This window comes from Thioclava atlantica, from assembly GCF_000737065.1.
Taxonomy (GTDB): domain Bacteria; phylum Pseudomonadota; class Alphaproteobacteria; order Rhodobacterales; family Rhodobacteraceae; genus Thioclava; species Thioclava atlantica.
This window is the reverse complement of sequence record NZ_AQRC01000004.1, coordinates 173,001-199,068: the sequence shown is the minus strand read 5'-3', so window position 1 is coordinate 199,068 and position 26,068 is coordinate 173,001. Positions and strand designations below refer to the sequence as shown.

Below are 26,068 nucleotides of genomic sequence, written 5' to 3'. Positions count from 1 at the left end.
ACAAGCGGCAAGGCCACGCTAAGTTGATCAAAAGGATTAGTCAAGAATAGTAGGTATTGATATTGGACATTCTTTGACGTTTGCTTTATTTTAACGAGGAATGTGGACGGGGTGAGGGATCTATGCTTGCTGCTTTGCGCCGAAAGGGGCCCCGGGCGTTGTTTGGGTCCGCTGGATTTCGAGGGGTGCTTGCTTCGCTCTCGATCGTTGCGGGGGCGCTCTGCGCAGTCCCGGCATCCGCTCAGGTCCGCATCAAGGATATCGCCAGTTTCGAGGGTGTGCGAGAGAACCAGCTCGTCGGATATGGCCTCGTGGTCGGCCTGAACGGGAGCGGCGACAGTCTCAATGGCAGCCCGTTCACGAAGAAGTCGATCGAGGGGATGCTCGAGCGGCTCGGGGTCGGCAATCTCTCCGGCGATGCGATCAAGACGAAGAACACCGCGGCGGTGATGGTGACCGCCAAGCTGCCGCCCTTCGCCCGGCGCGGGTCGACGATCGACGTGACGGTGTCCTCTCTCGGCAATGCGAGCAGTCTGCGCGGCGGCACGCTCATCGTCACGCCCCTGGTGGGCGCGGATGGCGATATCTATGCCGTGGGGCAGGGCCCGATCTCGGTTGCGGGCTACAGTGCGAAAGGCAACGCCGCGAGCATCGTGGACGGTGTGCCGACGGTGGCGCGGATCGAGAATGGCGCGATCGTCGAGAAGGAGATCAATTTCGAGCTGAACTCGCTGAACTCGGTGCGACTGTCCTTGCGCGAGCCCGATTTCACGACCGCCTCGCGGGTTGCCGGTGTGATCAATGACAAGCTCGGGCATCACACAGCGGAGATGCTCGATCCCTCGACCATCGAGGTGCGTGCGAACGGCAAATATGGGGTGCCGGAAATGCTCGCGATGATCGAGAACCTCCCGGTCACGCCCGATACGGTCGCCAAGGTGGTGATCGACGAGAAATCCGGAACGATCGTGATCGGCTCCAAGGTGCGCATCGACCAGGTCGCGATCAGCCAGGGCGGGCTGACCGTCAAGGTCAAGGAAAGCTATGCCGTCAGTCAGCCGAAGCCGATCTCGATCGGGCAAACGGTCGTGGTGCCCGAGACCAGTGTTCAGGTCGAAGAGAGGAGCACCAAGTTCAGCTTGCTCAACGGCGGTGATGTGAGCCTTCAGGATCTTGTGGACGGCCTCAACGCGATCGGCGTCGGCGCCCGACAAACGATCTCGATCCTGCAGGCGATCAAGGCCGCCGGGGCGCTCCATGCCGATCTGGAAATCATCTGATGCACCCGCTCGATCCGTCAAAGCCCTCGACGCCCCTCTCTGCCGGCCCTTCGGCAGGGCAGTCCGCGACCGGCCCGAAAGAGGGGGACGCGAAGGCGATCGCCAAGGATTTCGAGGCGACGTTCCTGCAGCAGGCCGTGGGCGAGATGATGAAGACCGTCAAGATGGGTGGGCTGGATGGCGGGCATGGAGAGGAAATGTGGAAATCCTTCCTCGCCCGCGGCATCGCGGACGAGATCGCGGCTTCCGGCCGCACCGGGATTGCGCAAAGCGTCGAACGGATGATCCGCGCCTATGGCTCGAACGGAGGTGAGCATGGCTGATGCCACGACATCGCGTTTTCGCAAACGCATGCAGGCCCGGCGCGAGACGTCCGCATCGGGCCCCGTTCTTACCGAGGAGGACGACGCCAACCTCGCCGCCTTCGAGGCGAATATCGATGCGACGCTCGATCTGTTGCATGACGAGATCGCCGCGGTCGAAGCGGGGCATCTAGACCGGGTCACCGAGCTTTACGACCGCAAGGCGGATCTGCTCAAGCGGATCGAACTGAAGATACCCGTCGTCGAGCCGTTCCTGGCGGCGGCGGTCGATGCCGCGCCCGCTCTTCGCGAAAAGCTCAGGCGTCTGAAAGGGGCGGTGCAGGAAAACAGCGTGCTTCTGTCGCGGATGTCCGAGGCGACCCGCGACATCGTGCGCGAGATCGAAAAGATCAGAAACCGGCACAGTCTGGATGGTCTGTACGGCAAAAGTGGCAAACCCGTCACAGGCCAGGACGGACAGCAGCTGCGCATCGACAAGGAATTGTAGGTTTCCCGGAAACGTTAACCTTCCGTTAATTTCCGGCCCAAGATCACTCTTCACGGCTCAGGCCGTTTTTCTGTCAGAAGACGAAAATATAGATCTTTGCAGAATGAGGAGTGACCAGAAATGTCGTCCATTCTTACCAATACCTCCGCGATGAATGCCCTCGCTACCCTGCGTTCGGTGAACAAGGGGCTCGAGGACACGCAAAACCGCATCTCGACCGGCAAGAAGATCAATTCCGCCAAGGACAACGCCGCTTATTTCTCGATCTCGGAATCGATGAACAGCGACAGCGGGATGTACAAGTCGATCAACGAGGGCCTGACGCTGACCAAGAACTCGGTTTCGACCGCGCGTCTTGGTGCCGAGTCGGTGAAGGATCTCGCTCAGCAGTTCGTCGAGCGCGTCTCGTTCGCCCAGGGCGCTGCCGTGGATCACGATGCGGTCCAGAAGGAACTCAACAACATCGTGACCCAGATCGGGACCACGATCCAGCAGTCGACCTTCAACGGCGACAACATGGTGAACACCACCGGCTCGGTCTCGGTCGTGACCGGTATCAGCCGCGCGAGCGGGTCGTTCCAGACCACCTCGATCACCTTCAACGCCGTGGACCTGACGGCGATCAAGTCGGCTCTGGGTGCGATCGATATCTCCGACGCCACCGGTTCCGCGAACGCGCTGTCGAACGCGATGACGACCGCCGAAAACCAGCTTTCGACGGCGATCGACAATGCGACCTCGCTCGGCGTGGCGGAGAAGTCGCTGGAAACCCAGCAGAACTTCCTCGGCAAGCTGACCGACAAGCTCGACACCGGCGTCGGCAACATGGTTGACGCGGACATGGAGAAAGAGGCCGCGCGGCTTCAGTCCTACCAGGTCCAGCAGCAGCTCGCGACGCAGTCGCTCTCGATCGCGAACCAGGGTCCTCAGAACCTCCTGAGCCTGTTCCGCTGATCCGGGACGATCACATGAATGGAAAGGCCCCGTTCAACGCGGGGCCTTTTCTTCTGTCGTGCGTGTCTTGTCTTTGCCTGAGAAGTTTAAAAACGCCTTTAACCGGCGCATGGTAAGTTCGGCGCAAGAGAAGAAAAGAATATTGGTAGGAGAGCTTGCATGAGTGTCGCGGCCTATAAGCGAACCATTTCCGAAACCGAGTCTCCGAGGCAGATCGAGCGCCGTATCCTGTCCCGTGTCACCGGAGAGCTCGAGGCGCATATGGCCGAATATGACAGCGCGGCGAGCCATGAACGGGTGGGGCTTCTGGCGCAGGGCTTGCGCAACGCCTTGTGGGAGAACGAGCGGATCTGGATCGCCCTTCGCGACGACCTTTCCGAGCCGGAGAACCGGTTCCCGCCCGCGCTGAAGGCGGCGCTGATTTCGCTGGCGCTCTGGGTCGAGCGGCAGACGCAGATGGTCATGGGGGGCGGCGGCGAGGTGACGCCGCTCGTCGAGGTCAACCGCAACATCATCCGCGGCCTGAGCGGCGACGCCGGCGGGCCGCTGGCCGCGGAATAAGGGGGGGGCGCGCCATGGCATTGCGACTGACGCTGAAGCCGAACGAGCGGATCGTGGTCAATGGATGCGTGATCCGAAATGCCAACCGCCGCCAGATGCTTCTGATCGAAAGCACGGCCGACGTGATCCGGGCCGAGGATCTGCTCGACGAGGAGTGCGAGCCGACGCCGGTGAAGCAGGCCTATTTCCTGATCCAGACGGCTCTGATCAGGGCCGATACGCGCGAGACGCTGGTGCCGGTCATCCAGGAGAAGCTGGCCGATCTCGCCACGATCTTCAGTTCCGCCGTGGTCGGAGGCGTGTTCGAGGCGGCGAACTGGATTTCCCAAGGCGATTACTACAAAGCGCTGAGCGCCCTTCGCCCTGTCATGCGCCATGAGGAGGAGGTCCTCGCGCGTCTTTCCGGGCATGCGGCCCCCGTTTCGGCTTTCGAGGATGAGGGATGCTGACGATTTCGGGAATGAGCAGCCGCCTTGCGTTGAGCCTGATCGACCGGACCCAGGCCAAGCAGCTGCAACAACTGGCGCAGGAGCCTCAGCACGCCCGCGCGATTTCCCGCTTCCGCGAGAAGATCGCGGATATCCATACCGCATCCGACCTCGTGAATGATTACGATACCTATAGTTTCGTGATGAAAGCCTTCGATCTGGAAGACCAGATGTTCGGCAAGGCGATGATGCGCGAGATCCTCTCGAGCGACCCCGCCGACAAGTCTTCCCTCGTCAACAGGCTCACCGATCCGCGGTTTCGCAAGCTCTACAACGCGCTCGGCTTCACCGCTGGCGGGACGCAGAACACCAATACCGCCTCGACCGCGTGGCAGGACACGATCGTCGATCAATATGTCAGCCAGCAGTTCATCAATGGCGAACGCGAGCAGAATGCGACCGTCGGCTCGGTCCTGGAATTCCGCCAGAAGCTCGGGGGGGTGTCGTCGTGGTATTCGATCCTCAAGGACAAGGATATGGCGCAGTTCATGCGCACGGCCCTTGGAGTCCCCGATGACGTGATCCGCCTGGATGTCGAGCGGCAGAAGGAAATTTTCGAGGGCAAGTTCGATCTCGGAAAGCTCAAGGATCCGGCGGCGGTCGACAACCTGATCACCCATTTCGTCGCAGCGTCCGATGCGAAGGACTTCGCGAATAACGGGGGGGCGGGCAGCGCGGCGGTGACGCTGATGCAGAGCGCCATTCAGGGAGGCTCCGGCCAGTTCGTCCCCGCGACCTTCGACCTGACCGCGATCGCCACCTTCTCGGCCTCGCGGTACCGGTAAGGTGCCCCGCCGGCAGCGGTTGGGCCGCGAACCGCGGCTTTCGCATGGACCTCAGTCGATGATCACGTCGTCATCGTCGAGCGGGATGCGGATCTCGTCGTCGCGGGCCAGTTCGAGCGCATAATCCACGAGGGCCGATTGGGCGTCCTGCACCTCGCGCCCGCGCACCGGACCCATCGCGGTCATTTCCTCGTTCAGCATGTCCCGCGAACGAGCGGGCAGCGCGGCCAGGAAGTAATCGCGCACCTCCTTTTTCGCGCCGCGCAGCGCGAGCGGCAGCGTTTGCCCCTCGACCCCGCGCATGACTTTGACGAGGCTTTGCGGGTCGAGCTTGCACAGATCGTCGAAGGTGAACATCTTCGCCTTGATGGCGCCGAAGGCTTCCGGGATGCGCTGCTCGAGACGCTGCGTGATCTCGTCGAAAAGTTTGCTGTCGAGCTTGTTGAAGAGATCGGCCATGCGCTGCTGCGGATCGGGGCCGGTATGTCGTGTCGCAGAGCTCATGAACTCCTTTTGCAGCGTCTCCTCGATATTCTGGAACACGTAGCGGGGAACGGTCTCGATGCCGATCATCCGCTCGACCACTTCCATCATCCGCTCCTCGCCCAGAAGGGGCAGCACTTTCGATGCCACCTCCGGCTTCACCTTGCTGAGGATCGCCGCAACGGTCTGGTCATGCTCTTCCTTGAGGTAATTGGCGATGACCTGTTCGTTCAGGGCAGAGAAGTTTTCCCAGACATTGCGCCCCACCAGCGGGCCCTGGATCTCGCCCATGATGTCGGAAACCCGCTCTTCGGGCAGGAACCCCTTGAGCATGTTCTCCGCCATCTCCATCGAGCCGACGAGGCCGCCGCCCTGTCCGGCCGTCTCCATGAATTCGCTCATCACTTCCTCGACGAGATCGGCGGGGATCGTGCCTAAAGCCGAGATCGCGTGGGTGATCGAGTGAATGTCGTAATCGTCGAGCTTCTGCATCAGCCCGGCGCCATGTTTTTCGCCAAGGCAGAGAAAGAGGATCGCCGCCTTCTCGGGGCCCCGCAGTTTCTTGTAATCCCGGGAAGATTTCATTGTCGGCGCTCGATCTGTTCAGAGTTCTGTCCGAGGATATCAGTCTATCCTTTAGTTCTCAATCGAACTTCGCACTTGTTCTTTGGCGGCGGCGAAATTTCAAAGAATAAACGGCAGATGTCGGGGCTGGGAGGCAACGGGCGGCGCGACGCTCAGCCACCCCCGCCATAGGCGACATAGGATTGCATCATGCTGCCCGCCAGCATGTACCAGCCGTCGATCAGGACGAAGAAGATCACCTTGAAGGGCAGGGAGATCATGACCGGCGGCAGCATCATCATGCCCGCGCTCATCAGCACCGAGGCCACGATGAGGTCGATCGCGATGAAGGGCAGGTAGATCAGAAAGCCGATCGTGAAGGCGCGCCGCAACTCGGAGATCATGAAGGCGGGCACGAGGGTGCGCCAGCTCGCCTCCTCCGGCGTGGCGGGCAGGGCGGGCGCGGGCGATGGATCGGCGCTTGCGCCGTCCTTGCCCGTGGAGCGCACGATATCGGCGAACAGTTGCAGGTCCTTGGGGCGGGTATTGGCGAACATGAACGCCTTGAAGGGCGCGCCGATCCCGACAATCGCCTGCTCCTCGGTCACCGTATTGTTCAGCAGCGGCCTGAGCCCTCCGGTCCAGGCATCGTCGAAGACCGGCTGCATCACGAAGAACGTCATGAACAGGGCCATGGCGCTCAGCACCATGTTCGGGGGCGTCTGATTCAGCCCCAGAGCGGATCGGAGCATCGAGAAGACGATCACGAAGCGGGTGAAGCTCGTCATGACGACGAGGACGCCCGGCGCGATGCTGAGCACGGTCATCAGCGCGATAAGCTGAATGATGCGCCCGCTCAGGCTTGCGGCGGCGTCGCTGCCCGGGGCGGCGTTGTTCAGCCCGCGCGCGAGATCGCCCAGCAAGCCCCCGGCCTCCTGTGCCTGGGCGCTGCCGCTCAGGGCGAGCGAAGCGGCGAGGGTCAGGCCGATCAGGAGCGCAAGGCCGGGTTTTGCCACCGGAGATCGCTTCGCGAGACCCGTCATCGTTTGGGAACGTAGTCTTTGACGATCTCGGTCAGGGTGACCCCGAGACGGTTGTCGCCCACCTTCACGAGATCACCGCGGGCGACGAGGCGGTCATTGATCACGACGTCGATCGGCTCGCCGATCTTCTTCTCCAGTTCGATGACAGAACCGCGGCTCAGGTTGAGAAGCTGGGCGATCGGGATGCGGCTCTGGCCGAGCACGATCTGGACGGACAGCCCGACATTGAGCATCGCGTTCACGTTCTGACCGTCTCCCTCGCTCGCGGCGTGCTTGCCAGCAAGGCTGTGAAGCAGGGTCTCTTCGGCAGCGGCACGGGCTTCGGTTTGCGGCTCCTGAGGGTCGGTGTCGGAAACGTCAGGGGTCTGCGGGGGCTGGGGCGGCTCGATGTCGGACATTTACACGGCTTTCCTGATTGGTGTGGCTTGGGGGGCAAGGGTCTGGCGCAAGGCGAGGAGGATGCTCCTGCAGACCGTCTCGAAGCTGTAATCCATCACGCCATCCTCCCAGTCGGCATGGATGTCGCCATCGGCGAGGGCCGGGTCCGCGACGATGTCGAGGGAGGGGCTGTTCGAACCGGCGCTGGCCTCGATCACCGCTTTCAGCCCGGTGAAATTCGCGGGCGACAGGCGGATCGTCAGGCTCGGTTTGCGAAGGGCGATTTCCATCGCGCGCCGGATCTGCGTCTCGACGCGCGCGGTCGAGCATTTCTCGATGAATTCGGGAAACACCCTCTCGCAGACCCGGAGCGTGAAGCCGCATAGATGCCGCTCGAGCGCAGCCTGATGCGCAAGCTGGTTGTCCAGAAGCGCCGTGATCGCGGGGACGAGTTTTTCGAACGCCTCGGTCTGCCGCTGTTCGAGCGCGGCCTGCATCCCTGCCGTGGCTTCGACGCGCCCCCGGGTCAGTCCGCCTTCGAAGCCGGCGGCGCGGGCCGCCTCTGTCGCCGCATCGAGATCGGCCTGGGTGAATTTCTTCAGGCGCTCGGCCTCGATGCGGGCATCCTCCGCCTGCATCTCCTCGTCGAAGTCTCGCTGGAACACAGTCATGCTCATGCCTCGTTCAGGAGCCAGCCGCGCAGGACCTTGAGCGCCTCATGCGGTTCTTCCTCGACGATCTGCTGGATCGCGGAGACCTTGCGTTTCAGGATCGCGCCATTGATCGCGAGGTTGGTGACCAGTTCGTCGCCGTCATCCCGGGCGGGGTCGTAGCGCTGCGGACGCTGGACCGGCGCTGCGGTCTCGGGCGCGTCTCCTGCCGGCGCGGTCTGTGCCCGGGTGGCGACGGCAGTGGTGGGCGGGGCGGGCAGGCTGCCGCCTTCCGGCGCGCCGGCCTCCGGTCCGCCCTCGGGCGCCGCGAGCGCCCCTGCGCCAGTCGCTTCGCCCAACCGCGCGCGTTCGCGATCGGCCCGGTTCAGCAGCGGACGGAGCCCGAAGACAAGAACAGCGACCACGATCAGGAGGGCAAATAGCCAGCGCAGGATCGAGACGATATTGTTCGAGAGGCGCTGCATCAGGGTCGGGCCGGCCGGCCCGCCGACCTCCATCGAGTAGTCGATGAACCGCAGGCTGTCGACGGAGACGGTATCGCCGCGGTTCTGGTCGTAGCCGATTGCCGATTTCACCAATGCGGTGAGCCGCGCGATCTCCTCGGGGGAGCGCGGTTCGTATTTGAGGGAGCCATCCTTCTGCACGTTGTAGATGCCGTTCACCAAGACGGCGACTGAGACACGCTTGACCGCCCCCGCCTCGGTGGTGACCTCGCGCCGGGTATTGCCGATCTCGTAGCGTACCGTCTCGCCGTTCTTGCTGCGGCTGTCGGTGGTGTTTCCCGCCCCGGGCCCGCCGAGCGCGCCGGGAATGTTGTTGCCGGTGTTGACGCCGGCATCGCCGTTCTGGGTGCCCTGCTGCTGCTCGGTGTTGTTCTGGGTCGAGCGGATGACCTGCTGGTCGGGATCGAAGCTCTGTTCGACCACGACTTCGCGCTGGTTGGACAGATCGACATTCACCTGAACGCGCGCATTCCCCGCGCCGACGCGCGCCGTCAGGATCTGTTCGATCGAGCGCGCCATCCGGTCCTCGGTCGCGGCCTTGTTGGACTGAAGTGTAGCCTGGCCGGCAGTATCCGAATTCTCCGCGAGAATCGTCTCGCCGCTGGCCGAGAGGACGGTCACGCGGTTGCCGTCGAGATTGGGCACCGCCGCGGCGATCAGGTTGCGAATCGCGAGCGCCTCCTTGCGGCTGATCCCGCGGGTGGAGGCGGCGCGCACGATGACGCTGGCGCTCGGATCGGGACTGGTGCGCGAGAATGCCTCGCGTTCCGGCAGAACCAGGTGGACGCGGGCGCTTCGCACTCCGTCGATGGTCTGGATCGAGCGCGCCAGTTCGCCTTCCATCGCACGCAGCCGGTTCACATGCTGCATGAAGGTGTTCATGCCGAAGCCGCTCGTGTTGTCGAAGAGCTCCCAGCCCGGCTCGCCATCCACCGGCAGGTTCTTCTCGGCAAGCGCCATGCGCGCGCGTGCGATATCCGCTTCGGGAACCGAAACGGCGCTGCCATCTTCCGAGATCCGCGTCTTGAAGCCCGCCTGATCGAGGGCATCCACGATGCCGGCCGCGCTCGAGGGCGAAAGCTGGCTGTAGAGCAACTTGTAGCTCGGGGCCGTCACGACCGAGAGGCCGAAGACAAGCGCGAGAACGCTGACGACACCGACGGCTCCAAGCATGAGGAGCCTGCGCCGCCCCAGGGATTGAAGGTTCCTCAAGAATTGCTGCACGGTGAACACCAGTTATTCTTATTTCATGGCTTAGAAGCTATTCTATCTTTGTATTGCAAGTAAAGTGCGGATGTATATACTTCGGGGCATCCAGTGAAGAACAGGTTTTATCTTTAAATTCGTCGAAAAGAGGCGCGATTGCCGATGACAGATGCGGCCGTTGAGGGAGAAGAGGTTGGAGAGACGCCCGAAACGCGGTGGCGGTTCTTGCGCGATCACAAGCGTGTCGTGATCGCGGCCGGCGCCCTCGCTTTCGTCGCCATGCTCTGCGGCGGGCTTGTCGCGTTCGGCGGTGTCTCAGCGCTCACCGGAGGAAAAGCTGCGGATTCGGCGGGCCATGGCGCGTCGGGCGCCGAGGCATCGGCCGGTGCGGATGCGCTGCTGGATTTCGACGACATCGTGGTGAACATCACCGGGATGACCGCGACCGGCGCGCCGGCCGCGCGCTACCTCAAGATCCACCTGGCGCTGGTCTATCCCGAATCCCAGGACGCCGAAGCGGTCATGAGCGCGAAGAAACCCTTCATGCGCGACACCTTCACCGGGTTTCTGCGCCAGATGACGGAAGAGGACCTGCGCGGGAGCATCGGGCTGGTCAAGCTCAAGTCGGAACTGCTCAAGCGCGCCCGCGCGGTCGTGGGCAACGACACGCCCAAGGAAGTTCTCATCAGCGATCTGGTGGTGCAGTGACGATGGCGGGGCAGGCGGAAATGGCGACGACGACTGCGGAAATCGAAGACGAGATCATTCGCATGTCGATGCTCAATTACGAGCGTCTGCCGATGCTGGACGTGATCTTCGAGCGCTTCGTCCTGTCCTTTTCCAGTTCGCTCAAGTCGGTCACCGGATCGGTGCTCGACGTGTCGCTCGGCGAGGTCGAATACCTGCCGTTCTCCGAGGCGATGAAGAGCCTTCCGAAACATGGCCTGATCGCCGTCGCACAGGCCGATCCCTGGGACGACCAATTCGTCCTGTCGCTGGACTCCGTCTTCTTGTTCTCGGCGCTCGAGCTGATGCTCGGCGGGCAGCCGTCGGGCAGGGCGAAGGATGCGAAGCACGGCTTCACCACGATCGAGCGCCGGATGGGCGAGAAACTCGCCGAACTCATCCTTGCCGACATGGCGGTGGGATTCCGCCAGATCTGCGAGGTCGTCTTCCAGGTCGACCGGATGGAGAGCAACCCGCAATTCGCCAATATCGCCCAGCCCAGCAGTCCCACGGTGCGCGTGCCCCTGAAGATCAATCTCGACGGTCATGACGGCGAAGTATTCCTGGTCCTGCCCTATGCGACGCTCGAGCCGGTCCGGCCGCTTCTCACGAAGATCTTCTTTGGCGAGCGGCTCGGTGCGGACAATTCCTGGCGCGCGCAACTGACGCAGAAAATCGAGGGCTCTTCGGTGGTTCTCACCGCACAGCTGCACGAGGTCGTGTTGCCGATGCGCGAGATCCTGGAATGGAAAGTCGGGGATACGTTCGATCTCCGGATCGACGATACCCATCCCGTGCTCGTGCTCTGTGCCGGGAGCCCGGTTCTCGAGGGAGAGATGGGCAAGAAGCAAAACGGATCGGTGGCGCTGCGCGTGACGGCGAACCTCATGGGAAAGGACGAGTGGAGCAATGACGTCGATGCTGATTAACGCGATTATTCTCGTGTCCCTTGGCGGGCTGATGGCCTATGGCGTGCTGATCACGCGGCGGGTCAAGAAGCTCATGCTCGTTCTCGAGGAGATGGAGCCGCTCGTCACCGCCTTTTCCGCCGCCGTGGACAAGTCGCAGGAATCCGTCGACCGGATGAAGGACGCGGTGGCCGCAAGCCGCGAAGCGCCCTCGCCCGATCCGGCACCCTCGCAAGGAGCGGCGCCGACCCTGACCTTCAATTCGCGTCGCTCGGGGCCGAAATCGCCGATGGGTCTGACCCGGGTCACCGGCAAGGCCGAGCTGGTGAAAAGCTTCTTCGATCAGACGCGGGTGCGGCGGGAGGCGCAGGGGCAATGGTGAAGAGCCGCAGTCTGCAAGTTCTGGTCGGTGCGCTGCTGCTGTCGGGGGGCGCCAAGCTCGTGACCAGCCTTCCGTCGGGCATGATCCCGTTTCCGGATTCGCTGCTGCCGGCCGCTCTCGCAAGCGGCGCCGAAAAGGAAAGCGCCACCGCGGCGCTGGCATCGACTGGCAAGCTTTCCACCGCCCCGGGGGCCTGCAGCCCGACACCAGAAGAGCTGTTGATGTCGGTGCGGCAGGAGCGTGATCTCCTCGCGGATCAGAAGAAGAAACTCGACGCCCGCAGCGCCGAGATCGAACTCGCCAAGCAGGGGCTCGACACCCAGTCGAAGCATCTGACCGAGCTGAAGGACAAGGTCACCACGCTTCTCGACAAGGTGGAGAAATCCCATACCGAGGACGTGGATCGACTGGTGTCCATCTACAAGAACATGAAACCGGCGGCGGCGGCGGCGATCATGAACGATCTCGACATCGAGGTGACGGTCATGGTGCTGGCGACGATGAAGGAGCGCGAGGTCGCGCCGATCATGGCCGAGATGAACCCGGTGCGCGCACGCGCGGTCTCAAAGATCATCCTCGAGCGCTCGAAGCTGCCCGGCGACCAGAAGCTGGTCAACGTGAAGCTGAACTGAACCGCGCGGGCGTCTGAGCCACGCCCGGCCGCGGGAGCTTCTCTCTTGTCGCGAGGGGGAGAACCGCGCGGTCACCCCCGGCCCGTCACTCCTCATCGACCCGCAGCACGGAGCCCTTCGGCGGCGCGCGGCGAATATTGCGGCGCAGGTCCATGACATAGCCGATGATTTCCGCGACGGCCTGCCAGTGCTCGATCGGCACCATGTCATCCACCTCGATGGTGGCGTGAAGCGTGCGGGCGAGCGGCTTGTTCTCGACGATGGGCACCTCGTTGTCGCGCGCGATCTTGCGGATCCGCGCCGCCACCGCATCGGCCCCTTTCGCGACGCAGACCGGCGCGGCGTCGCTGCCCTGTTCGTATTTGAGCGCCACGGCGAAATGCGTCGGGTTCGTCACGACAACGCTGGCGGTCGGGACCGCTTGCGCCATGCGCTGGCGCGCCCGACGGCGCGCGATCTCGGCCCTGCGGCTCTTGATCTGCGGATCGCCCTCGGAATCCTTCATCTCGTCGCGGATCTCCTTGAGCGACATGCGCAGTTTCCGGCGCCACTCGAACCGCTTCCAGATGATGTCGCCGATGGTGACGGGCACGAGGAAGATCATCGCCGCGCCCAGCAGCCACCCGGCCCAATGCGCCGCGTAAACCGGTATCTGCTCGGGCAGGAAATTCTCGCCTTGCCAGATGCCGGTGACGGCGCGTTTCGCCACCCAGAGTGCCAGCACGCCGATGACGAGAACCTTCGCGATGCTTTTCGCGAATTCGACGAGAGCTGAGGGCGAGAACATCCGCTTGAGACCCGCGAGCGGCGAGAGTTTCGAGAGCTTCGGCGTCAGGCGCTCGGAGGCGACCACGGTTTCGCCCTGGATCAGAACCCCGAACAGCGCGGCGAGGATCATCACCCCGAAGATCGGGGCGGCCCAGACCACGATCTCGCGGATCAGGTTGCCCAGGATGCCGCCGATATCGCGCAATCCCGCTCCGCCCTGACCGATCTCGACCTGCCCCGCCCCGGAAAAGATCTGACCGAGCGAAGTGACGGCCTGGCCCGCCACGAGCGGGAGAACGAAGACCACGATGACCAGCAGGGAAAAGACCGACATCATGTTGCCGGTCTCGCGCGAGGCGGGAACGTCGCCCTTCTCGCGTGCCGATTTCAGCCGCTTGTCTGTCGGCTCTTCGGTCTTGGAGGATTTGTCCTGTTCGTCGCCTTCGGCCACACCCGGCTCCTTATGGAATGACGAAACTCCCGAGCCAGCCGGTAAACTGGCCCAGGAAGACGTGCAGCATGCTCGGGGTTGCGACCGCCAGGATCAGGAGGCCCGCCGCGATGAGCGTGGGGGCCGCCACGAAGAAGACCGGAAGCGCGGGCATCATCCGGTTTGCAAGCCCCATCCCGAGATTGAGGATGATGCCCATGACGAAGAAGGGCGCCGCGATGGCCGCACCGATGTAAAGGCTTGCCGAGGCGGCCTTGACGATCTGTCGGGCCATGTCGCCGAGCAGAAGCGTATCCGGCGGGAAGACCTCGTAGGAATAGAGCAGCGCCCGGATGATGACGTGATGCGTGTTCGTGACGAAGATCAGGGTGACGCCCGAAAGGAGGAGGAAACTCGCGACCATGGTGGAGCCCTCGAAAGAGCCGAGGCTGGGGGCGAAGGCATTTGCGAGCCCGGAGACCTGTCCGGCCTGATGACCTGCGAATTGCAGGGCGCTGAGCAGGACCCGCGCGGTCAGCCCGATCCACAGGCCCGTGGTAACCTCGAGGCCGAGGAGGATGGCGAAGGTCACGAGATTGTCGGGCTGGATCGGGGCCACCGGGGTCGCGGGATAGAGCGCGAGGCTGAAGACCAGCGCGATGGCGAGGCGCGTTCGTGTCGGCACCTGCATCTCCCCGAAGCCGGGCATGAACATCAGCGCGCTGCCCAGCCGGGCGAAGACGATGAGGTAGCCGAAAAGCTGGCCGTCGAGAAATGCGCCGAGCTCGCCCATGGGTCAGGCCCCGATCGTCCCGACCGTCTTCATGGCGGCCTTCCGATGCACCTCGTTATGCGAGATCACCTGCGTCATCGGGCTCACCCGCTCGAGCATCGAGCGAACATAGCCGCGCACTTCGGGCGCGACCATGAGCGCGGGCCATTCGTCGCGCGCGGCGTGGCGTTGAATTTCCTGCCGCGCTTCGAGGACGAATTCCTGAACGCGCTGCGGCGACATCAGGAAGGTCCGTTCCTTCCCGTTGATCTTCACGGCCTCGGCGAATTCGTGCTCCCAGGCCCCCGACATGGTGAGCACCGGCACGAAACCGGAGCCGTCCGCGAGCGCGCGGCAGATCTGGTTGGCAAGGCGCGCCCGGACCCGCTCGGTGATCACCGCGGGGTTCGTGCTCGAGGGGGCAGCCTCGGCGACGGCCTCGATGATCAGGGGCAGATTGCGGATCGAGATGCGCTCGGCCAGAAGCGATTGCAGGACTTGCTGGAGCAGGATCTCGGGGGCGGGGTTGGAAATGTCGCTCGCGAGTTTCTGGTAATCCCGGTCGAGCTCGGCGAGGAGTTTCTTCACCGCCCCATAGGTGAGCAGTTCGGACATGTGCTCCTTGATGATCTCGGTGAGATGGGTGGTGATCACGCTCTCGGGGTCGACGACGGTATGGCCCTGCTGTTCGGCCTCGGAGGCGCGCGAGGGGTCGATCCAGACCGCGCTCAGGCCGAATGTGGGCTCCTTGATCCGCTCTCCGGGAAGCTTCACCTGATCGCCGGCCGGGTCGATGACCATCACCAAGTTGGGACGAAGTTCGCCCCGCGCCGCTTCGACGCCCTGCACCAGAATCGAATAGGTGTTGGTCGGCAGCATCGGGTCGTCCTTGATGCGCACCGAGGGCAGGACGAAGCCGTAATCCTTCATGAACAGGTTGCGCAGGCTTTTCACCTTGCCGGGCAGGGCCGCATCCATGCTTGCGATCAGCGGCACCAGTCCCGCCCCGAGGCTGAGGCGCAACTCGTCGAGCTTGAGTTGCTGTTGCGCGCTCTCGGCCGCCGTTTCCTCGGACTGGGCTTCCTTCGCCTGGGCTGCAGCCTCGGCGCTGGCGCGGGTCGCGGCTTGGTCCTGCATCACCCAGCCGAGGCCTGCGAGCAATCCGGCAAGCGCGACGAAAACCACGATGGGGAAGCCGGGCAGCAGGCCGATCCCGAAAAGGAGGACCGCCGCCATGTAGAGGGCCTTGGGGAAGTTGCTGAGCTGCCCGAGCACCGCCTCGTTGGCCGCGCCCTCCGTGCCACCCTTCGTGACGATCAGGCCCGCGGCCAGCGAGACCACGAGCGCGGGGATCTGGGTCACGAGCCCGTCGCCGATCGTCAGCACGGTATAGTTGCCCGCGGCCTGGCTGACGCTCAGCCCATGCTGGACGACGCCGATCAGAATGCCGCCCACCACGTTGATCAGCGTGATGATGATGCCGGCCACCGCGTCGCCGCGCACGAATTTCGATGCTCCGTCCATCGCGCCGAAGAAGCCGCTTTCGTCTTCGAGCTCCTTTCGGCGGCGCTTGGCTTCCACCTCGTCGATCAGCCCCGCGCCGAGATCGGCGTCGATCGCCATCTGCTTGCCGGGCATCGCGTCGAGCGAGAACCGCGCGGAGACCTCGGCGATCCGGGTCGAGCCCTTCGTGATGACGACGAAATTGATCACGACGAGGATCGCGAAGATGACGATGCCGATCACGAAATCCCCGCCGACGATGAAGCGCGAGAAGCCCTCGATGACGCCGCCCGCCGCATCGGTCCCGGTATGGCCGTTGCTGAGAATGAGCCGGGTCGAGGAAATGTTGAGCGACAGCCGCAGCATCGTCACGACGAGCAGGAGAGTGGGGAAGGAGTTGAATTCGAGGGGCTTCGGAATCCAGAGCGCCACCATGAGGATCAGCACCGAGAGCGAGAGCGAGATCGCGAGGCCGAAATCCAGGATGATCGGCGGCAGCGGGACGAAGAGCATTCCAAGGATCAGCGTGACGCCGATCGCGAAGCCGACATCCCGGTTCCTGAAGCCGAACCCCGCGAGGGTGCTGCCGATGCTGGTCTGGTCTGGGTTCATCTGTCGCTCAATTCGTTCGCGTGAATTCGGGAAGCACGGGCTGCAGATCGTTGGTCGAATAGATCGAGAGCCGCATGTCCTGGTCTTCGGTCATCGCAGCCGACCAGAACACAGGGACTTTCCTTCCGTCGGCTTGCGGCAGGGTGTTCGGCTCGTGTGCAACCGCCGCGCCCGCGAGCTGGATGAAATAGGCGCTGCGCTTCTGCGCCACCGCGAGATTGCGTTTGAGCGTGTTCAGATAGGTCTCGCGCGCGTCGGGCGTGAAGGAATGATAGGACCCGGCCGCGAGCCACCAGTCCCCGGTCCGCCGGTGCAAATCGACGAGAAACCGCGCGGCATAATCCACATTCGCCGCCGGATCGAAGGACTGGGCGAGCGAGTCGAAGGCATCCGGATGCCATTTGCGGTTCACCTGCATGCAGCCCGTATCGATCGAGGAGACGCCCTCGGCCTGTTTCTGATGCACCCAGGCAAGGGCGGCCTCGCGGCTGTCGAAGACCCGCCCCTCGCCTGCGGCATTGACGCTCCAGGGCCAGACCGTCAGCCGACCCTCGTTGCGCAAGCCGGCCTCCTGAAGCCCGATCGCGAGCAGGAGGTTGTCGGGAATTCCATAGCGTTCCTGAGCGGCGAAGATCTCGCGCAGGCACCGCTGGTCATTGTCGATGGCGATGGCCTCCTCGGAGACGCTCGGACGGCTGGACGTGTAGAAGCCCGCCCAGCCCTCGGCCCGCGCCGGTCCGGCGGCGATGATGCCCGAGAGCACCAGAGCCGCGAGGCGCCGGAACCACCGCGGCTGCGCCATCACACGGGTCCGTTCATGATGAGATCGAAGACGGTTTGCGACAGATGGGAAAGCGTCGCGTAGATGAAGGGCAGGGCAAGCACGAGGCCCACGAAGATCGCGACGATCTTCGGGACGAAGGTGAGCGTCATCTCTTGCACCTGGGTCAGCGCCTGGAAGATGGCGATGCCGAGCCCCACGATGAGCGCGAGCGCCAGGATCGGGCCGGCCCCCAGCAGGACCGTCCAGATCGTGTCCGACATGATCGCGTAGACATCGGCTTCTTCCATGTCGCTCCCGCCCGGCTCAGATCGGCATCCGCATGATTTCCTGATAGGCTTCGACCAGCTTGTCGCGCATAGCCACGGTGACCTTGACTGTGGATTCCATCGCCATTGTCGCCTCGACGACCTGCTGCGTGCTGGCCTTGCCCACCAGACCGGCCTGCGCGGTCGAATCGGCGCTGCGCATGGTCTGCACCGCCTCTTCGGCGGCGCTCTTGAGCATGTCGCCGAAGCTCTGCCCGGCTTTCTCGCTTTCATGCGCGGCGGGGGCGCCGCTCAGGTTTCGGGCCGCGCCATAGGCACCGCGGATCGCCGCATTGGAGAGAACTGGATCGCTCATGCTTCACCTATTTCAGGAGATCGATCATCTCGCGCCGCATCTGGCGGCCGGTTTCGAGCATGTTGAGGTTGGCCTCGTAGCTGCGCGCGGCTTCGCGCATGTTGCTCATCTCGATGATCGGATTGACATTGGGCATCTTCACGAAGCCCTCGGCATTCGCGGCCGGATGGGACGGGTCGTATTTCAGCACGAAATCGGAGGTGTCGCGCCCGATCTCGGCGACGTCGACCATCGTGGCGCCCGTCGCGTCATCGACCATCTCGCCAAAGGAGATGGTCTTGCGGCGATACGGGTCGGCGCCCGGCGTCGACCCGGTCGAATCCGCATTCGCGACGTTCTCGGAGACGACCTTCAGCCGTTCGCCTTGCGCCCTGAGCCCGCTTGCGGCGATTTCACCGATTGATTTCAGAGGGTCCATGATGGGTTTTCCTCGCGTTATTCCTTGCCGCTGGCGGCATTGAGCAGTTGGTAGGCCTTGCGATAGAGGTTCGTCGCCAGCCGGTATTGCTCGGCGTTCTCGCTCGCCATCACGGATTGCTGTTCGAGCGTCACGTCATTGCCGTCGAGACTGCTGTCCCAAGCGCCGCCGGCGCGGACCGTTTCGACGGTGACCTCCTGTTGCGCTCCGCCCGCTGCGCGGGTTCCGGAGTTGCTCTTCTCGAGAAAGCTCTCGAAGTCGGTCACGTCGCGCGCGCGGTAATTCGGCGTGTCGGCATTGGCGATATTCTCGGCCAGAACCTTCTGGCGCGCCGCCAGCCACTGCATCCGATCCGAGGCGAGATTAAAAAAGGATATCGTATCAAGTTTCACGTTGGATCGCTCCGTTTTCATGGATAGTATAGCGTAGTGAGTATGGATTGATAGGCTTTATCCTTGTGAACACGATTTTTTCTTCCTTGAATTGCGCGGTCGACGAGGCCGACGGGGCAAGAATTGTCGGATATGTCCGCTCGGTGACCGGCCTGTCGCTGACCGTCGCCGGCCTCGAGCGCGCCATGGGGATCGGGCAGCGCTGCATCGTTCACGGCCGGCGTGGTCCGGTGCTTGCCGAGGCAGTGGGACTGGGCGAGGCGGGGACCCGCGTTCTGCCGTTCGGAAGCTGGGACGGCGTGTCGGTGGGCGACCGGGTGGAGCTCGATCAGCATGGCGATCTCATCCATCCCGACGAGAGCTGGATCGGCCAGGTCGTGGATGCGCTCGGCCGACCTGTCCGCAGCGGCACGTCCTGGACACCGGGCGAACATGCGCGCGATCTGAAGGCCTCGCCGCCGCGCGCCTTCGATCGCAAGCGGGTCGGGGCGAAGCTCGAGACGCAGATCAAGGTATTCGACATTTTCACCCCGATCTGCCGCGGCCAGCGCATGGGGGTCTTCGCGGGATCGGGCGTCGGGAAATCCACGCTGATGGCGATGCTCGCACGCAACACCGATACGGATGTGATCGTGATCGGACTGGTGGGCGAACGCGGCCGCGAGGTGCAGGACTTCATCCAGAACGATCTGGGTCCGGAGGGGATGGCGCGCGCGGTCGTCGTCGTGGCGACCGGGGACGAGCCGCCCCTGCTGCGCCGCCAGGCCGCCTGGACGGCCACGGCGGTGGCCGAGCATTTCCGCGATGAGGGCAAGCAGGTGCTGCTCCTGATCGACTCGGTGACGCGCTTTGCGATGGCGCAGCGCGAGATCGGCCTCTCCGGGGGGGAGCCCCCGACCACGCGAGGCTACCCGCCGACGGTCTTCGCGGAACTCCCGCATCTTCTCGAGCGGGCCGGCCCCGGGGTCGAAGGGAGCGGCGACATCACCGGGCTCTACACGGTGCTGGTGGATGGCGACGACATGAACGAGCCGATCGCCGATACCGTGCGCGGGATCGTGGACGGGCATATCGTGCTGGACCGGCACATCGCCGAACAGGACCGCTACCCCGCGGTGAACGTGCAAAAGAGCATCTCGCGGATGCTGCCCGACTGTCACACCGAAGCGGAGTATCGCATCATGCAGGCGGCCCGTCGTGCGCTCGGGAAATATGCCGATATGGAGGATCTGATCCGGGTGGGGGCCTATCGCCCCGGCGCCGATCCCGATACCGATGCGGCGATCCGGTTTCACCAGAGCGCGACGGTCTTCCTGTCACAACGCAAATCGGAGCGGCTCGGATCGATGCGGGCTTTCGCCGAGACCTACAGGTTGCTTCTGGAGGCAGGGTTCGACGTGCCCCTCCCCGAAGAGGCCGAAAGCGAAGGCGCCTGACCTCTCAGCGCGGTGACAGCGCGGCGATCTCAGACAGGGGAACGCTCCAGTCGCCAGGATGCGTCTGACGGTGAAGCGTGAGATTGCCGTACCAGCGATCAGGGCATCCCTCGCGCCCCCAATACCACATGCAAGCCGCGCCTTTCGGGATCAGCACATGGGCGTCGGGATGCGCCAAGGCACCGCAGATATGGGCCGTTGTGTTGTCGATGCTCACCACCCGGTCGAGCGCCATGATCTGCGCGGCAAAGCCGTCGAGATCGGCAAGCTGATCGATCTCGGGGTCGTCGAAAAGCGTCAGATCGGGGCGGGTGCGGGCGGCCTCGGCGAGCTCCGCGCCGCGGGCCCCGTATTGCAGGTTCACCGCGAGCATCCCGGCGGGCAGCGCCGCCAGCAGGGTCTCGAGCGCGATCGAGCGGTGCGCGCCGGTGATCGGGTCGCTGCTGTGCCAGGCGATACCCACGACCGGCCCGCCCTGCGCCCTCGCGCGATACCGGGCACGGATCGCATCGACGCGGTGAGTGTCCGGGCGCAGGTAGGCGCCCAACGGGTGATCCGCGAGGGCCTCGACGCTGAGATAGCGTGCCAAGTCACCCACGAAGATCATCTCTTCGGGCGCGACCCTCAGGGTTCCGGTCTCGAACTCGGCCGTCTCGGCGAACTCGACCTCAAGCCGGCTTCGCTCGAGCAAGGGCTTCAACCGCGGATCGCCGACAAAGGTGATCCGAGCTCCGGCAGGCAGGGGCGCGCGTTCGATGATCGGCAACAGGGCGAGCTGATCGCCGATCCCCTGTTCGTCCACCAGAAAGAGGCGCTGGCGCGTGGCGAGACGTTCGGGCGCGGAATTCTCGTAAGGGATGCGGCGGCGGTTGGCGTCGGGTTGGCGGCCTGCGTAATGAGATGCGCCCGACACGAAATCGCCCTGTCCCATCAGGAAGGTTCCATAGGCGCGCTGAACCCAGGGACCCGCCCCGTCGAGGACATGAAGCGCCTGGCGAAAGGCGATGCCGGCCTCATGCAGCTCGTTGCGATCGAGGTGGCACTGGGCGGCAAACCCAAGGGCGCGCTGATAGTAGACCGGGTCGCGGAAGCGGTGCGAAAGCGCGTCGAGGGCGCCCTTCGGGTCGCCATGCGCCCGCAGCGCGGCCATGCGCAGCGTGACGATTTCATCGCGATGCCCACTTTCTTCTTCCGTATCAGGCAAGAGCGCATCGGCGCCGGCAATCACGCCCGCATAGTCCTGTCGGAAGAGTTTCGCCTTGAGCAGGCCGATCCGATGAGGGATCGGCGTGGGCGCGAGGCGCGCGGCTTGCTCATAGGCGGGCGCGGCCTCGGCGTTGCTTTCGCCGCGTGCAAATGCCTCGGCGGTGATAAGCCAGAGCTCGGCTGTCTTCATGCGCTCGGCCATCTTGCGCAGACCTTGGCCGGCGGTGGTCGAGCGATCGAGCCGTCCCATCAGATCGGCGTAGAGGCGGGCCATCGCGACGTCTTCGCTGCCATGCTCGATCGCACGCGCGAAGAGATCGACCGCCCCGAAGATATCGGCTTGCAGAACCCGCGCCTTGCCCAGTCCCGCCAGGGCCACCGGATCGGCGGGCGCGATCAGGAGCGCGCGCTCGAAGAATTGCGCCCCTGCCGCGGCCTCGCGGCGATCGAGGGCCACGGTCCCGAGCACGATCCAGGGGTGACGATTGGAGGGGTGGGTCTGGCTCACCTCATGCGCCAGTCGCGCGGCTTGCAGGCCATCGGCTGCGGCCAGCGCCTCGTAGGCCCCGTGCATCGTCAGGGCCGCCGCCCCGTCGGAGATCCCGTAATGCTTCACCGCCCGGGCGGCGCGGGCACGCCGGTCTTTGCGGGAGAGGGTGGTCTGGGTCATGCGCGTTCCCTCGGAATGGCGAAGTAGTCGATCGAATGGACGTAGAACACGCTGTCGATCAGCACGTAGTCATGCCCGCGGCACCACTCCTGCGCGAAGGCGAGGAGGTTGTCGCGCCGTGTCTCGACCCAGATCAGGGGCCGGTCGCGCGCGATCAGCGCCTCCGCACCCGCGAGCACGTCAAGCTCCATCCCCTCGGCGTCGATCTTGAGAAAATCGGCCCGGGCGTCGGCCATGAGCGCGTCGAGCGGCACGACCTTCAGGTCGCCCGCGTCATCGGCGATCAGCGTCGTCGCGCCGAGGTTGTTCTCCTGCGTGGTCTCGGCGCGGAAACTACCTGCCTCGCGCCCGGCGCCGTACCCCATGCCGCGTCGGTCGATCAGCGCCTCGATCCCGTTCGCGGCGATGTTGCCTTCCAGGATCGCGAGCGCCTCGGGATTGGGCTCCACCGGATAGATGCGCGCGGGGTTCAGATGCTGGGCGTACCAGACGACGTGATTGCCGATATTCGCGCCCACCTCGACGATATGCGGCGCCTCCACCCCGATCAGACCGCGCAATTTCTCGAGCGAGCTGTCCTCGAAGAACCGTCCCTGAAGATGGGTGTTCTGGATGATGTCGAGCGGATTGGTGATCTGCATCTTCGCCGGCACGCCTTGGTGCTCGAGCCGGGCCCAGACCGGATTTCGTTCCACCGCCTCGGCCCACATCCTTTCAACCTGCCTCGACCAGTCCGCCCCGGTCGCGGAGCGCGGGCCGGAAGAATGCCGGTCGCGGCGATTGACGAAGAAGATCTCGGGGCGTTTCGCACAAGTCCCCGTCTGCCAGAGTTGCAGATAGAGCTTGTAGTCCTCTCCCGTGTCCATCTGTTCGTCGAAGCCGAAGCGCGACACCAGCGAGGTGCGGACGAAGCCCCCGATCTGGATGGCGAAGAAGGGCGGCGTGGCGAGGAACTCCGCATAGGTCGAGATCTCTGCGGGTTGGCTGTCGCGAAGTTGCGGCTCGCCAGCCGCATCGAATTCGCAGATCAAGCCCCAGAGCGCGTCGAGCTTCGGCTCTTCGGTGAGCCGCCGTCCGAAGGCTTCGAACGCGTTGGGTGTCATCACATCGTCCGCATCGAGGAAGAAGATCCATTCCACGCCCGCCTCCTGCGCCTGCCGGATCGCGGCATTGCGGCGCGCCGAGCGGCCATGAAGCCCTTGGGTGTCATCCATCGCATAGTGATGGATCCGGTCGAAGGACCCCTTGGAGAAGGCGATCGCGGTCTCGACGGAAGGCGCGCAGCTTTCCTCGAACAGGTCGCGGTGGCCGGGGCCGATCGGGGTGATGATGGCGCAATCCATGTCTCAGCGCTCCTTGCCGGTCTGTTGCTCCGCGAGCGATTGGAAGACGGATTCCCGGATCGTATCGAGGGAAACCTTGCGCGCCTCGCCGTGGCTGAGCGCAGGGGTGAGGCCGAGCTGAAGCGCCAGAGCCGAGAGAACGAGCAGCGCGGCGCCGCCCAGCATCGTGCGAAGCTGGGGCTTCGCGCCGGTGCGCCCTGCGGATAGTTTGCCGCGGGTCTCTCGGGGCGGGGCGGAGAGAGGCGTGGCGCGGACCTTGGCGGCTTCGGGCGCGATGAAGATGAAATGGTCGAGCGCGGTCAATCGCGCCGAGAGCGGCGCCCGGCGCAACGCCGCGAGAAGCGAGGCGGGGAAATACTCCCCCGATGCCAGGATCTGACCGGGGAGGGCCGTCGCGCCCTGTCGGGCCAGTTCCGCCACCGGAATGGCGAAGCTGCGAAGGTCATCGCGGAAATAGATGTCGTTGATCGAGTAGCTTTGCGCGTCCGTGCCTGCCTCCTCGATGCTGATCCGCACGGTCTCGCCAGCTACGAGTGCCAACTCGCAGGACGCCATGAGGGCCTCGGCCCGGTGGGTGTCGTTCAGCCGTCGAAAGCCCGGTGGCCCACCGTCCTCGCCGCCGATCCGCGCCGGCTCCTCCCGGACCCGCGAGACAGGCGGCACGGCCAGACTTGCGTGATGCGGATTTGGCGGCGCGGCCTGGGGCGGGTGCAGCTCCGACAGGAGGCGCTCGACCTCGCGCGCCTCGGGCGAGACCGACGCCGACCTGGCGTCGGTCAGCGATTCAGGGTCGAGCCCCTCATCGGCGGCGTAGGCATAATTGATCGCATAGTCGCGCGCGACCTCGGGGAGGTTTTCGGTCTCGTGAACGAGGGACAGGATCTTCTGCTCGTCGGAAAACAGCATCCGCCGGGTGTGGTATCCCTCGATCTTCGGGATGACGGCGAACTCATCGGCCCGCCACTCCATGCAGCGTGCGAGCCGGGGCAGGATGCGGTCGGCCTCAGTCGCGTGAAAGACCAGCATCGCACATCCGCCTGCCGGGTCGAGCCCGACGGCGAGGCGCATCTGCGGCGGCCACTGCTGGAACAGGTGGCGCAGGTCCTGCTCCTCGAGCAGAAAGGCTATGGCTTCCGCGCTGGCGTTCATAGGATGCCCTGAATGCAAGATGCGTTGTTGCGACGAGCCTATCTATTCTTGTTATTGCGGTCAAGTTTCCTTGGTTTTGTCCTGTTTTCTGGTGGTAATGCTTACTTTAATCCACGCGTTAACTATTTATACTTGACTTGATCCAAGCATGGCCGGAGATTTGTTCGGGATATGTGAGGAACGGCGGCCGCCGGTCGAAGGACCGCAGGGCGCGAAACACGCGGACAAAGATTAATGACGATCATTCTTGGCTTTTTGGCCGTAGTGGGCCTTGTTTTCGGCGGTTTCCTCCTCTCCGGGGGGAACATGGAGGTTCTGCTTCACGCCTTGCCTTTCGAGGGGATGATGATCGGCGGTGCTGCCCTGGGCTCATTCCTCATCGCGAACTCCTTCGGAATGATCCGGCAATCGGGCCGGGGGCTTCTGAAGGTGCTCAAGGGCAGCAAATGGAAGACCTCGGATTACACAGATCTGCTCAACCTGCTGTTCGAGCTTTCGCGGCTCTATCGCAACAAGGGGATCATCGCGCTCGACTCGCATATCGAGGCCCCCGCCGAGAGCGAGATCTTCAGCCGCTATCCGCGGATCCTGAAGGACCATTTCGCGATCCAGCTGGTGACCGACAGTTTCCGCATGCTGGCGATGAATTTCGATGACAAGTATCAGACCGAGGACGTGATCAACCGCAAGCTCAAGAAGCATCACCGCGAGGTCATGGCGCCCGCCTCGGCGCTCCAGACCGTCTCCGATGCGCTGCCGGCGATCGGCATCATCGCGGCGGTCCTCGGAGTGATCAAGACGATGGGCGCGATCGACCAGCCACCGGAAATCCTGGGCGGCATGATCGGCGGCGCGCTTGTCGGAACCTTCCTGGGCGTGTTTCTCGCCTATTGCTTCGTTCAGCCGATGTCCGGCCGCCTGCGTCAGATCGAAGAGGAAGACTCCGCCTTCTATTCGGTGATCCGCGATGTGTTCGTGGCGCTGGTGAGTGATCATCCGCCGAATATCTGCGTCGAGATCGGCCGCGGCAGCATCCCGAGCGTCCATCAGCCCGATTTCTACGCCGTCGAACAAGCGCAGAAAGAATTGCCGCAGGCGGCGTGAGCGGCTCATGGCGCGGGACCGGATCGCTGCGCTGGACGTGATCGGGCGGCTGCGTCGGCGCGAGCTCGAAGAGCAGGCCGCCGAACTCGCGACCCTGAATGCGCAGGTCGCGCGGCTTGAAGGTGAACGCGACACGCTGGTGGCACGCGCGCGCGACGAGCTTCATGTCACCTCCCTCGAGACCGCACCCTATGCGGCCGGGTTCCGGGAGGCGGTGCGCGAGACCGTGTCGTGGCTCGACACCGAGATCGGCGCCTTGAACCAGCGTCGCCAGCCGCTCGAGGACAGGATGCGGGCGCTGTTCCAGGACGCGAAAACCTACGACAAGCTTCTCGAGCAGGCACGCGCGAAGAAAGCTGCGGACCTGGCCCGGCGTGAACAGGCCCAGATCGAAGAGCGCACGCTGCAACGCTGGTTGCGGGACAGGGACGATCCGGAGTGACAGCCCCGGCGCGGCGCACTCGCGGGGCGAGGTGATGCGACGGG

General features: G+C 64.1%; 30 protein-coding genes. 14 read left to right on the top strand and 16 right to left on the bottom strand.

The window, feature by feature from the left end; genetic code table 11:
- Positions 1-185: 185 nt before the first annotated feature.
- The 7 genes from DW2_RS06985 (at position 186) to DW2_RS06955 (ending at position 4,878) form a co-directional block, all read left to right on the top strand.
- Positions 186-1,280: a flagellar basal body P-ring protein FlgI gene (locus DW2_RS06985; RefSeq protein WP_051855577.1), complete on the top strand. Its 1,095-nt coding sequence runs from the start codon at positions 186-188 to the stop codon at positions 1,278-1,280.
- A complete protein-coding gene (locus DW2_RS06980; protein WP_081874889.1) occupies positions 1,280-1,603 on the top strand; it encodes a rod-binding protein in 324 nt (107 codons plus the stop codon). Before DW2_RS06985 ends, DW2_RS06980 begins: the two co-directional genes overlap by 1 nt.
- Entirely contained in the window at positions 1,596-2,090 is a 495-nt protein-coding gene (locus DW2_RS06975) for a hypothetical protein (protein ID WP_051855574.1), read from the top strand. The genes DW2_RS06980 and DW2_RS06975 overlap by 8 nt, the downstream gene beginning before the upstream one ends.
- Before the next feature lie 120 nt (positions 2,091-2,210).
- A complete protein-coding gene (locus DW2_RS06970) occupies positions 2,211-3,044 on the top strand; it encodes a flagellin N-terminal helical domain-containing protein (RefSeq protein ID WP_038144893.1) in 834 nt (277 codons plus the stop codon).
- Between the two features lie 159 nt (positions 3,045-3,203).
- Positions 3,204-3,605 (top strand): flagellar biosynthesis regulator FlaF, encoded by a 402-nt coding sequence (locus tag DW2_RS06965; protein WP_038144891.1) that lies wholly within the window; start codon positions 3,204-3,206, stop codon positions 3,603-3,605.
- A gap of 14 nt (positions 3,606-3,619) precedes the next feature.
- Entirely contained in the window at positions 3,620-4,054 is a 435-nt protein-coding gene (locus DW2_RS06960) for a flagellar biosynthesis repressor FlbT (RefSeq protein WP_038144889.1), read from the top strand.
- Positions 4,048-4,878, top strand: a complete 831-nt coding sequence (locus tag DW2_RS06955) for a DUF1217 domain-containing protein (protein ID WP_038144888.1) — start codon at positions 4,048-4,050, stop codon at positions 4,876-4,878. Before DW2_RS06960 ends, DW2_RS06955 begins: the two co-directional genes overlap by 7 nt.
- Before the next feature lie 51 nt (positions 4,879-4,929).
- On the opposite strand, the gene DW2_RS06950 is transcribed toward DW2_RS06955, so the two are convergent.
- The 5 genes from DW2_RS06950 to fliF all read right to left on the bottom strand — a co-directional run bounded on the left by DW2_RS06950 (position 4,930) and on the right by fliF (position 9,693).
- Complete coding sequence (locus DW2_RS06950; RefSeq protein ID WP_038144887.1) at positions 4,930-5,946, bottom strand: flagellar motor switch protein FliG; 1,017 nt, start codon at positions 5,944-5,946, stop codon at positions 4,930-4,932.
- A 152-nt stretch (positions 5,947-6,098) separates the two neighbouring features.
- Complete coding sequence (gene fliP / locus DW2_RS06945) at positions 6,099-6,968, bottom strand: flagellar type III secretion system pore protein FliP (protein WP_038144886.1); 870 nt, start codon at positions 6,966-6,968, stop codon at positions 6,099-6,101.
- Complete coding sequence (locus DW2_RS06940) at positions 6,965-7,366, bottom strand: FliM/FliN family flagellar motor switch protein (protein ID WP_038144884.1); 402 nt, start codon at positions 7,364-7,366, stop codon at positions 6,965-6,967. The genes fliP and DW2_RS06940 overlap by 4 nt, the downstream gene beginning before the upstream one ends.
- Positions 7,367-8,017 carry a FliH/SctL family protein gene (locus tag DW2_RS06935; protein ID WP_038144883.1) on the bottom strand — a complete coding sequence of 217 codons (651 nt, stop codon included), beginning with the start codon at positions 8,015-8,017 and terminating at the stop codon, positions 7,367-7,369.
- A gap of 2 nt (positions 8,018-8,019) precedes the next feature.
- Entirely contained in the window at positions 8,020-9,693 is a 1,674-nt protein-coding gene (gene fliF, locus DW2_RS06930; RefSeq protein ID WP_238321279.1) for a flagellar basal-body MS-ring/collar protein FliF, read from the bottom strand.
- Between the two features lie 195 nt (positions 9,694-9,888).
- Here fliF and DW2_RS06925 point away from each other — a divergent pair, with 195 nt between their 5' ends.
- Genes DW2_RS06925 through DW2_RS06910 form a run of 4 tightly spaced genes read left to right on the top strand, consistent with a single transcriptional unit; the run spans position 9,889 to position 12,374 of the window.
- A complete protein-coding gene (locus tag DW2_RS06925) occupies positions 9,889-10,434 on the top strand; it encodes a flagellar basal body-associated FliL family protein (RefSeq protein ID WP_051855571.1) in 546 nt (181 codons plus the stop codon).
- Between the two features lie 20 nt (positions 10,435-10,454).
- Positions 10,455-11,381, top strand: coding sequence for a flagellar motor switch protein FliM (locus DW2_RS06920; protein ID WP_162178890.1), 927 nt, complete (start codon positions 10,455-10,457; stop codon positions 11,379-11,381).
- Positions 11,362-11,742 carry a hypothetical protein gene (locus tag DW2_RS06915; protein ID WP_038144881.1) on the top strand — a complete coding sequence of 127 codons (381 nt, stop codon included), beginning with the start codon at positions 11,362-11,364 and terminating at the stop codon, positions 11,740-11,742. The genes DW2_RS06920 and DW2_RS06915 overlap by 20 nt, the downstream gene beginning before the upstream one ends.
- Entirely contained in the window at positions 11,736-12,374 is a 639-nt protein-coding gene (locus tag DW2_RS06910) for a MotE family protein (protein ID WP_038144877.1), read from the top strand. Before DW2_RS06915 ends, DW2_RS06910 begins: the two co-directional genes overlap by 7 nt.
- A gap of 85 nt (positions 12,375-12,459) precedes the next feature.
- Here the strand turns inward: DW2_RS06910 and flhB are convergent, their stop codons facing one another.
- The 8 genes from flhB to DW2_RS06870 are packed head-to-tail and all read right to left on the bottom strand — an operon-like array spanning position 12,460 to position 18,674.
- Positions 12,460-13,593 (bottom strand): flagellar biosynthesis protein FlhB, encoded by a 1,134-nt coding sequence (gene flhB / locus DW2_RS06905; protein ID WP_038144874.1) that lies wholly within the window; start codon positions 13,591-13,593, stop codon positions 12,460-12,462.
- A gap of 10 nt (positions 13,594-13,603) precedes the next feature.
- Positions 13,604-14,365, bottom strand: coding sequence for a flagellar biosynthetic protein FliR (locus DW2_RS06900; protein WP_038144871.1), 762 nt, complete (start codon positions 14,363-14,365; stop codon positions 13,604-13,606).
- A gap of 3 nt (positions 14,366-14,368) precedes the next feature.
- Positions 14,369-16,459: a flagellar biosynthesis protein FlhA gene (flhA, locus tag DW2_RS06895; RefSeq protein WP_051855566.1), complete on the bottom strand. Its 2,091-nt coding sequence runs from the start codon at positions 16,457-16,459 to the stop codon at positions 14,369-14,371.
- A gap of 7 nt (positions 16,460-16,466) precedes the next feature.
- On the bottom strand, positions 16,467-17,261 hold the full coding sequence (locus DW2_RS06890; protein ID WP_038144869.1) for a transglycosylase SLT domain-containing protein: 795 nt from the start codon (positions 17,259-17,261) through the stop codon (positions 16,467-16,469).
- Positions 17,261-17,530: a flagellar biosynthesis protein FliQ gene (gene fliQ / locus DW2_RS06885; RefSeq protein ID WP_038144867.1), complete on the bottom strand. Its 270-nt coding sequence runs from the start codon at positions 17,528-17,530 to the stop codon at positions 17,261-17,263. Before fliQ ends, DW2_RS06890 begins: the two co-directional genes overlap by 1 nt.
- A 16-nt stretch (positions 17,531-17,546) precedes the next feature.
- Positions 17,547-17,864 (bottom strand): flagellar hook-basal body complex protein FliE, encoded by a 318-nt coding sequence (gene fliE, locus DW2_RS06880; protein ID WP_038144865.1) that lies wholly within the window; start codon positions 17,862-17,864, stop codon positions 17,547-17,549.
- 7 nt (positions 17,865-17,871) lie between these two features.
- Positions 17,872-18,282, bottom strand: a complete 411-nt coding sequence (gene flgC / locus DW2_RS06875; RefSeq protein ID WP_038144863.1) for a flagellar basal body rod protein FlgC — start codon at positions 18,280-18,282, stop codon at positions 17,872-17,874.
- 17 nt (positions 18,283-18,299) lie between these two features.
- Entirely contained in the window at positions 18,300-18,674 is a 375-nt protein-coding gene (locus DW2_RS06870) for a flagellar basal body rod protein FlgB (RefSeq protein WP_038144861.1), read from the bottom strand.
- A gap of 86 nt (positions 18,675-18,760) precedes the next feature.
- On the opposite strand from DW2_RS06870, the gene DW2_RS06865 reads away from it, so the two are divergent.
- Complete coding sequence (locus DW2_RS06865; protein ID WP_238321278.1) at positions 18,761-20,110, top strand: FliI/YscN family ATPase; 1,350 nt, start codon at positions 18,761-18,763, stop codon at positions 20,108-20,110.
- Between the two features lie 4 nt (positions 20,111-20,114).
- On the opposite strand, the gene DW2_RS06860 is transcribed toward DW2_RS06865, so the two are convergent.
- The 3 genes from DW2_RS06860 to DW2_RS06850 are packed head-to-tail and all read right to left on the bottom strand — an operon-like array spanning position 20,115 to position 24,478.
- Complete coding sequence (locus DW2_RS06860) at positions 20,115-21,986, bottom strand: tetratricopeptide repeat protein (protein ID WP_038144856.1); 1,872 nt, start codon at positions 21,984-21,986, stop codon at positions 20,115-20,117.
- Positions 21,983-23,329 (bottom strand): FkbM family methyltransferase, encoded by a 1,347-nt coding sequence (locus tag DW2_RS19030; RefSeq protein ID WP_051855564.1) that lies wholly within the window; start codon positions 23,327-23,329, stop codon positions 21,983-21,985. The genes DW2_RS06860 and DW2_RS19030 overlap by 4 nt, the downstream gene beginning before the upstream one ends.
- Before the next feature lie 3 nt (positions 23,330-23,332).
- Positions 23,333-24,478: a hypothetical protein gene (locus tag DW2_RS06850; protein ID WP_038144853.1), complete on the bottom strand. Its 1,146-nt coding sequence runs from the start codon at positions 24,476-24,478 to the stop codon at positions 23,333-23,335.
- Between the two features lie 234 nt (positions 24,479-24,712).
- On the opposite strand from DW2_RS06850, the gene motA reads away from it, so the two are divergent.
- Together motA and DW2_RS06840 are read left to right on the top strand one after the other, a co-directional pair.
- Positions 24,713-25,582: a flagellar motor stator protein MotA gene (motA, locus tag DW2_RS06845; RefSeq protein WP_038144851.1), complete on the top strand. Its 870-nt coding sequence runs from the start codon at positions 24,713-24,715 to the stop codon at positions 25,580-25,582.
- A gap of 7 nt (positions 25,583-25,589) precedes the next feature.
- The gene (locus DW2_RS06840) at positions 25,590-26,024 is read left to right on the top strand and encodes a flagellar export protein FliJ (RefSeq protein WP_038144849.1); all 435 of its coding nucleotides are present in this window, start codon (positions 25,590-25,592) and stop codon (positions 26,022-26,024) included.
- Positions 26,025-26,068 lie beyond the last annotated feature (44 nt).

Coding starts and splice junctions, on each gene's coding strand:
- DW2_RS06980 (WP_081874889.1), top strand. CDS start 1,280: ATGCACCCGCTCGATCCGTCAAAGCCCTCGACGCCCCTCTCTGCCGGC.
- DW2_RS06975 (WP_051855574.1), top strand. CDS start 1,596: ATGGCTGATGCCACGACATCGCGTTTTCGCAAACGCATGCAGGCCCGG.
- DW2_RS06970 (WP_038144893.1), top strand. CDS start 2,211: ATGTCGTCCATTCTTACCAATACCTCCGCGATGAATGCCCTCGCTACC.
- DW2_RS06965 (WP_038144891.1), top strand. CDS start 3,204: ATGAGTGTCGCGGCCTATAAGCGAACCATTTCCGAAACCGAGTCTCCG.
- DW2_RS06960 (WP_038144889.1), top strand. CDS start 3,620: ATGGCATTGCGACTGACGCTGAAGCCGAACGAGCGGATCGTGGTCAAT.
- DW2_RS06955 (WP_038144888.1), top strand. CDS start 4,048: ATGCTGACGATTTCGGGAATGAGCAGCCGCCTTGCGTTGAGCCTGATC.
- DW2_RS06950 (WP_038144887.1), bottom strand. CDS start 5,946: ATGAAATCTTCCCGGGATTACAAGAAACTGCGGGGCCCCGAGAAGGCG.
- fliP (WP_038144886.1), bottom strand. CDS start 6,968: ATGACGGGTCTCGCGAAGCGATCTCCGGTGGCAAAACCCGGCCTTGCG.
- DW2_RS06940 (WP_038144884.1), bottom strand. CDS start 7,366: ATGTCCGACATCGAGCCGCCCCAGCCCCCGCAGACCCCTGACGTTTCC.
- DW2_RS06935 (WP_038144883.1), bottom strand. CDS start 8,017: ATGACTGTGTTCCAGCGAGACTTCGACGAGGAGATGCAGGCGGAGGAT.
- fliF (WP_238321279.1), bottom strand. CDS start 9,693: ATGCTTGGAGCCGTCGGTGTCGTCAGCGTTCTCGCGCTTGTCTTCGGC.
- DW2_RS06925 (WP_051855571.1), top strand. CDS start 9,889: ATGACAGATGCGGCCGTTGAGGGAGAAGAGGTTGGAGAGACGCCCGAA.
- DW2_RS06920 (WP_162178890.1), top strand. CDS start 10,455: ATGGCGACGACGACTGCGGAAATCGAAGACGAGATCATTCGCATGTCG.
- DW2_RS06915 (WP_038144881.1), top strand. CDS start 11,362: ATGACGTCGATGCTGATTAACGCGATTATTCTCGTGTCCCTTGGCGGG.
- DW2_RS06910 (WP_038144877.1), top strand. CDS start 11,736: ATGGTGAAGAGCCGCAGTCTGCAAGTTCTGGTCGGTGCGCTGCTGCTG.
- DW2_RS06900 (WP_038144871.1), bottom strand. CDS start 14,365: ATGGGCGAGCTCGGCGCATTTCTCGACGGCCAGCTTTTCGGCTACCTC.
- flhA (WP_051855566.1), bottom strand. CDS start 16,459: ATGAACCCAGACCAGACCAGCATCGGCAGCACCCTCGCGGGGTTCGGC.
- DW2_RS06890 (WP_038144869.1), bottom strand. CDS start 17,261: ATGGCGCAGCCGCGGTGGTTCCGGCGCCTCGCGGCTCTGGTGCTCTCG.
- fliQ (WP_038144867.1), bottom strand. CDS start 17,530: ATGGAAGAAGCCGATGTCTACGCGATCATGTCGGACACGATCTGGACG.
- fliE (WP_038144865.1), bottom strand. CDS start 17,864: ATGAGCGATCCAGTTCTCTCCAATGCGGCGATCCGCGGTGCCTATGGC.
- flgC (WP_038144863.1), bottom strand. CDS start 18,282: ATGGACCCTCTGAAATCAATCGGTGAAATCGCCGCAAGCGGGCTCAGG.
- DW2_RS06860 (WP_038144856.1), bottom strand. CDS start 21,986: ATGACCCAGACCACCCTCTCCCGCAAAGACCGGCGTGCCCGCGCCGCC.
- DW2_RS19030 (WP_051855564.1), bottom strand. CDS start 23,329: ATGGATTGCGCCATCATCACCCCGATCGGCCCCGGCCACCGCGACCTG.
- DW2_RS06850 (WP_038144853.1), bottom strand. CDS start 24,478: ATGAACGCCAGCGCGGAAGCCATAGCCTTTCTGCTCGAGGAGCAGGAC.
- motA (WP_038144851.1), top strand. CDS start 24,713: ATGACGATCATTCTTGGCTTTTTGGCCGTAGTGGGCCTTGTTTTCGGC.
- DW2_RS06840 (WP_038144849.1), top strand. CDS start 25,590: ATGGCGCGGGACCGGATCGCTGCGCTGGACGTGATCGGGCGGCTGCGT.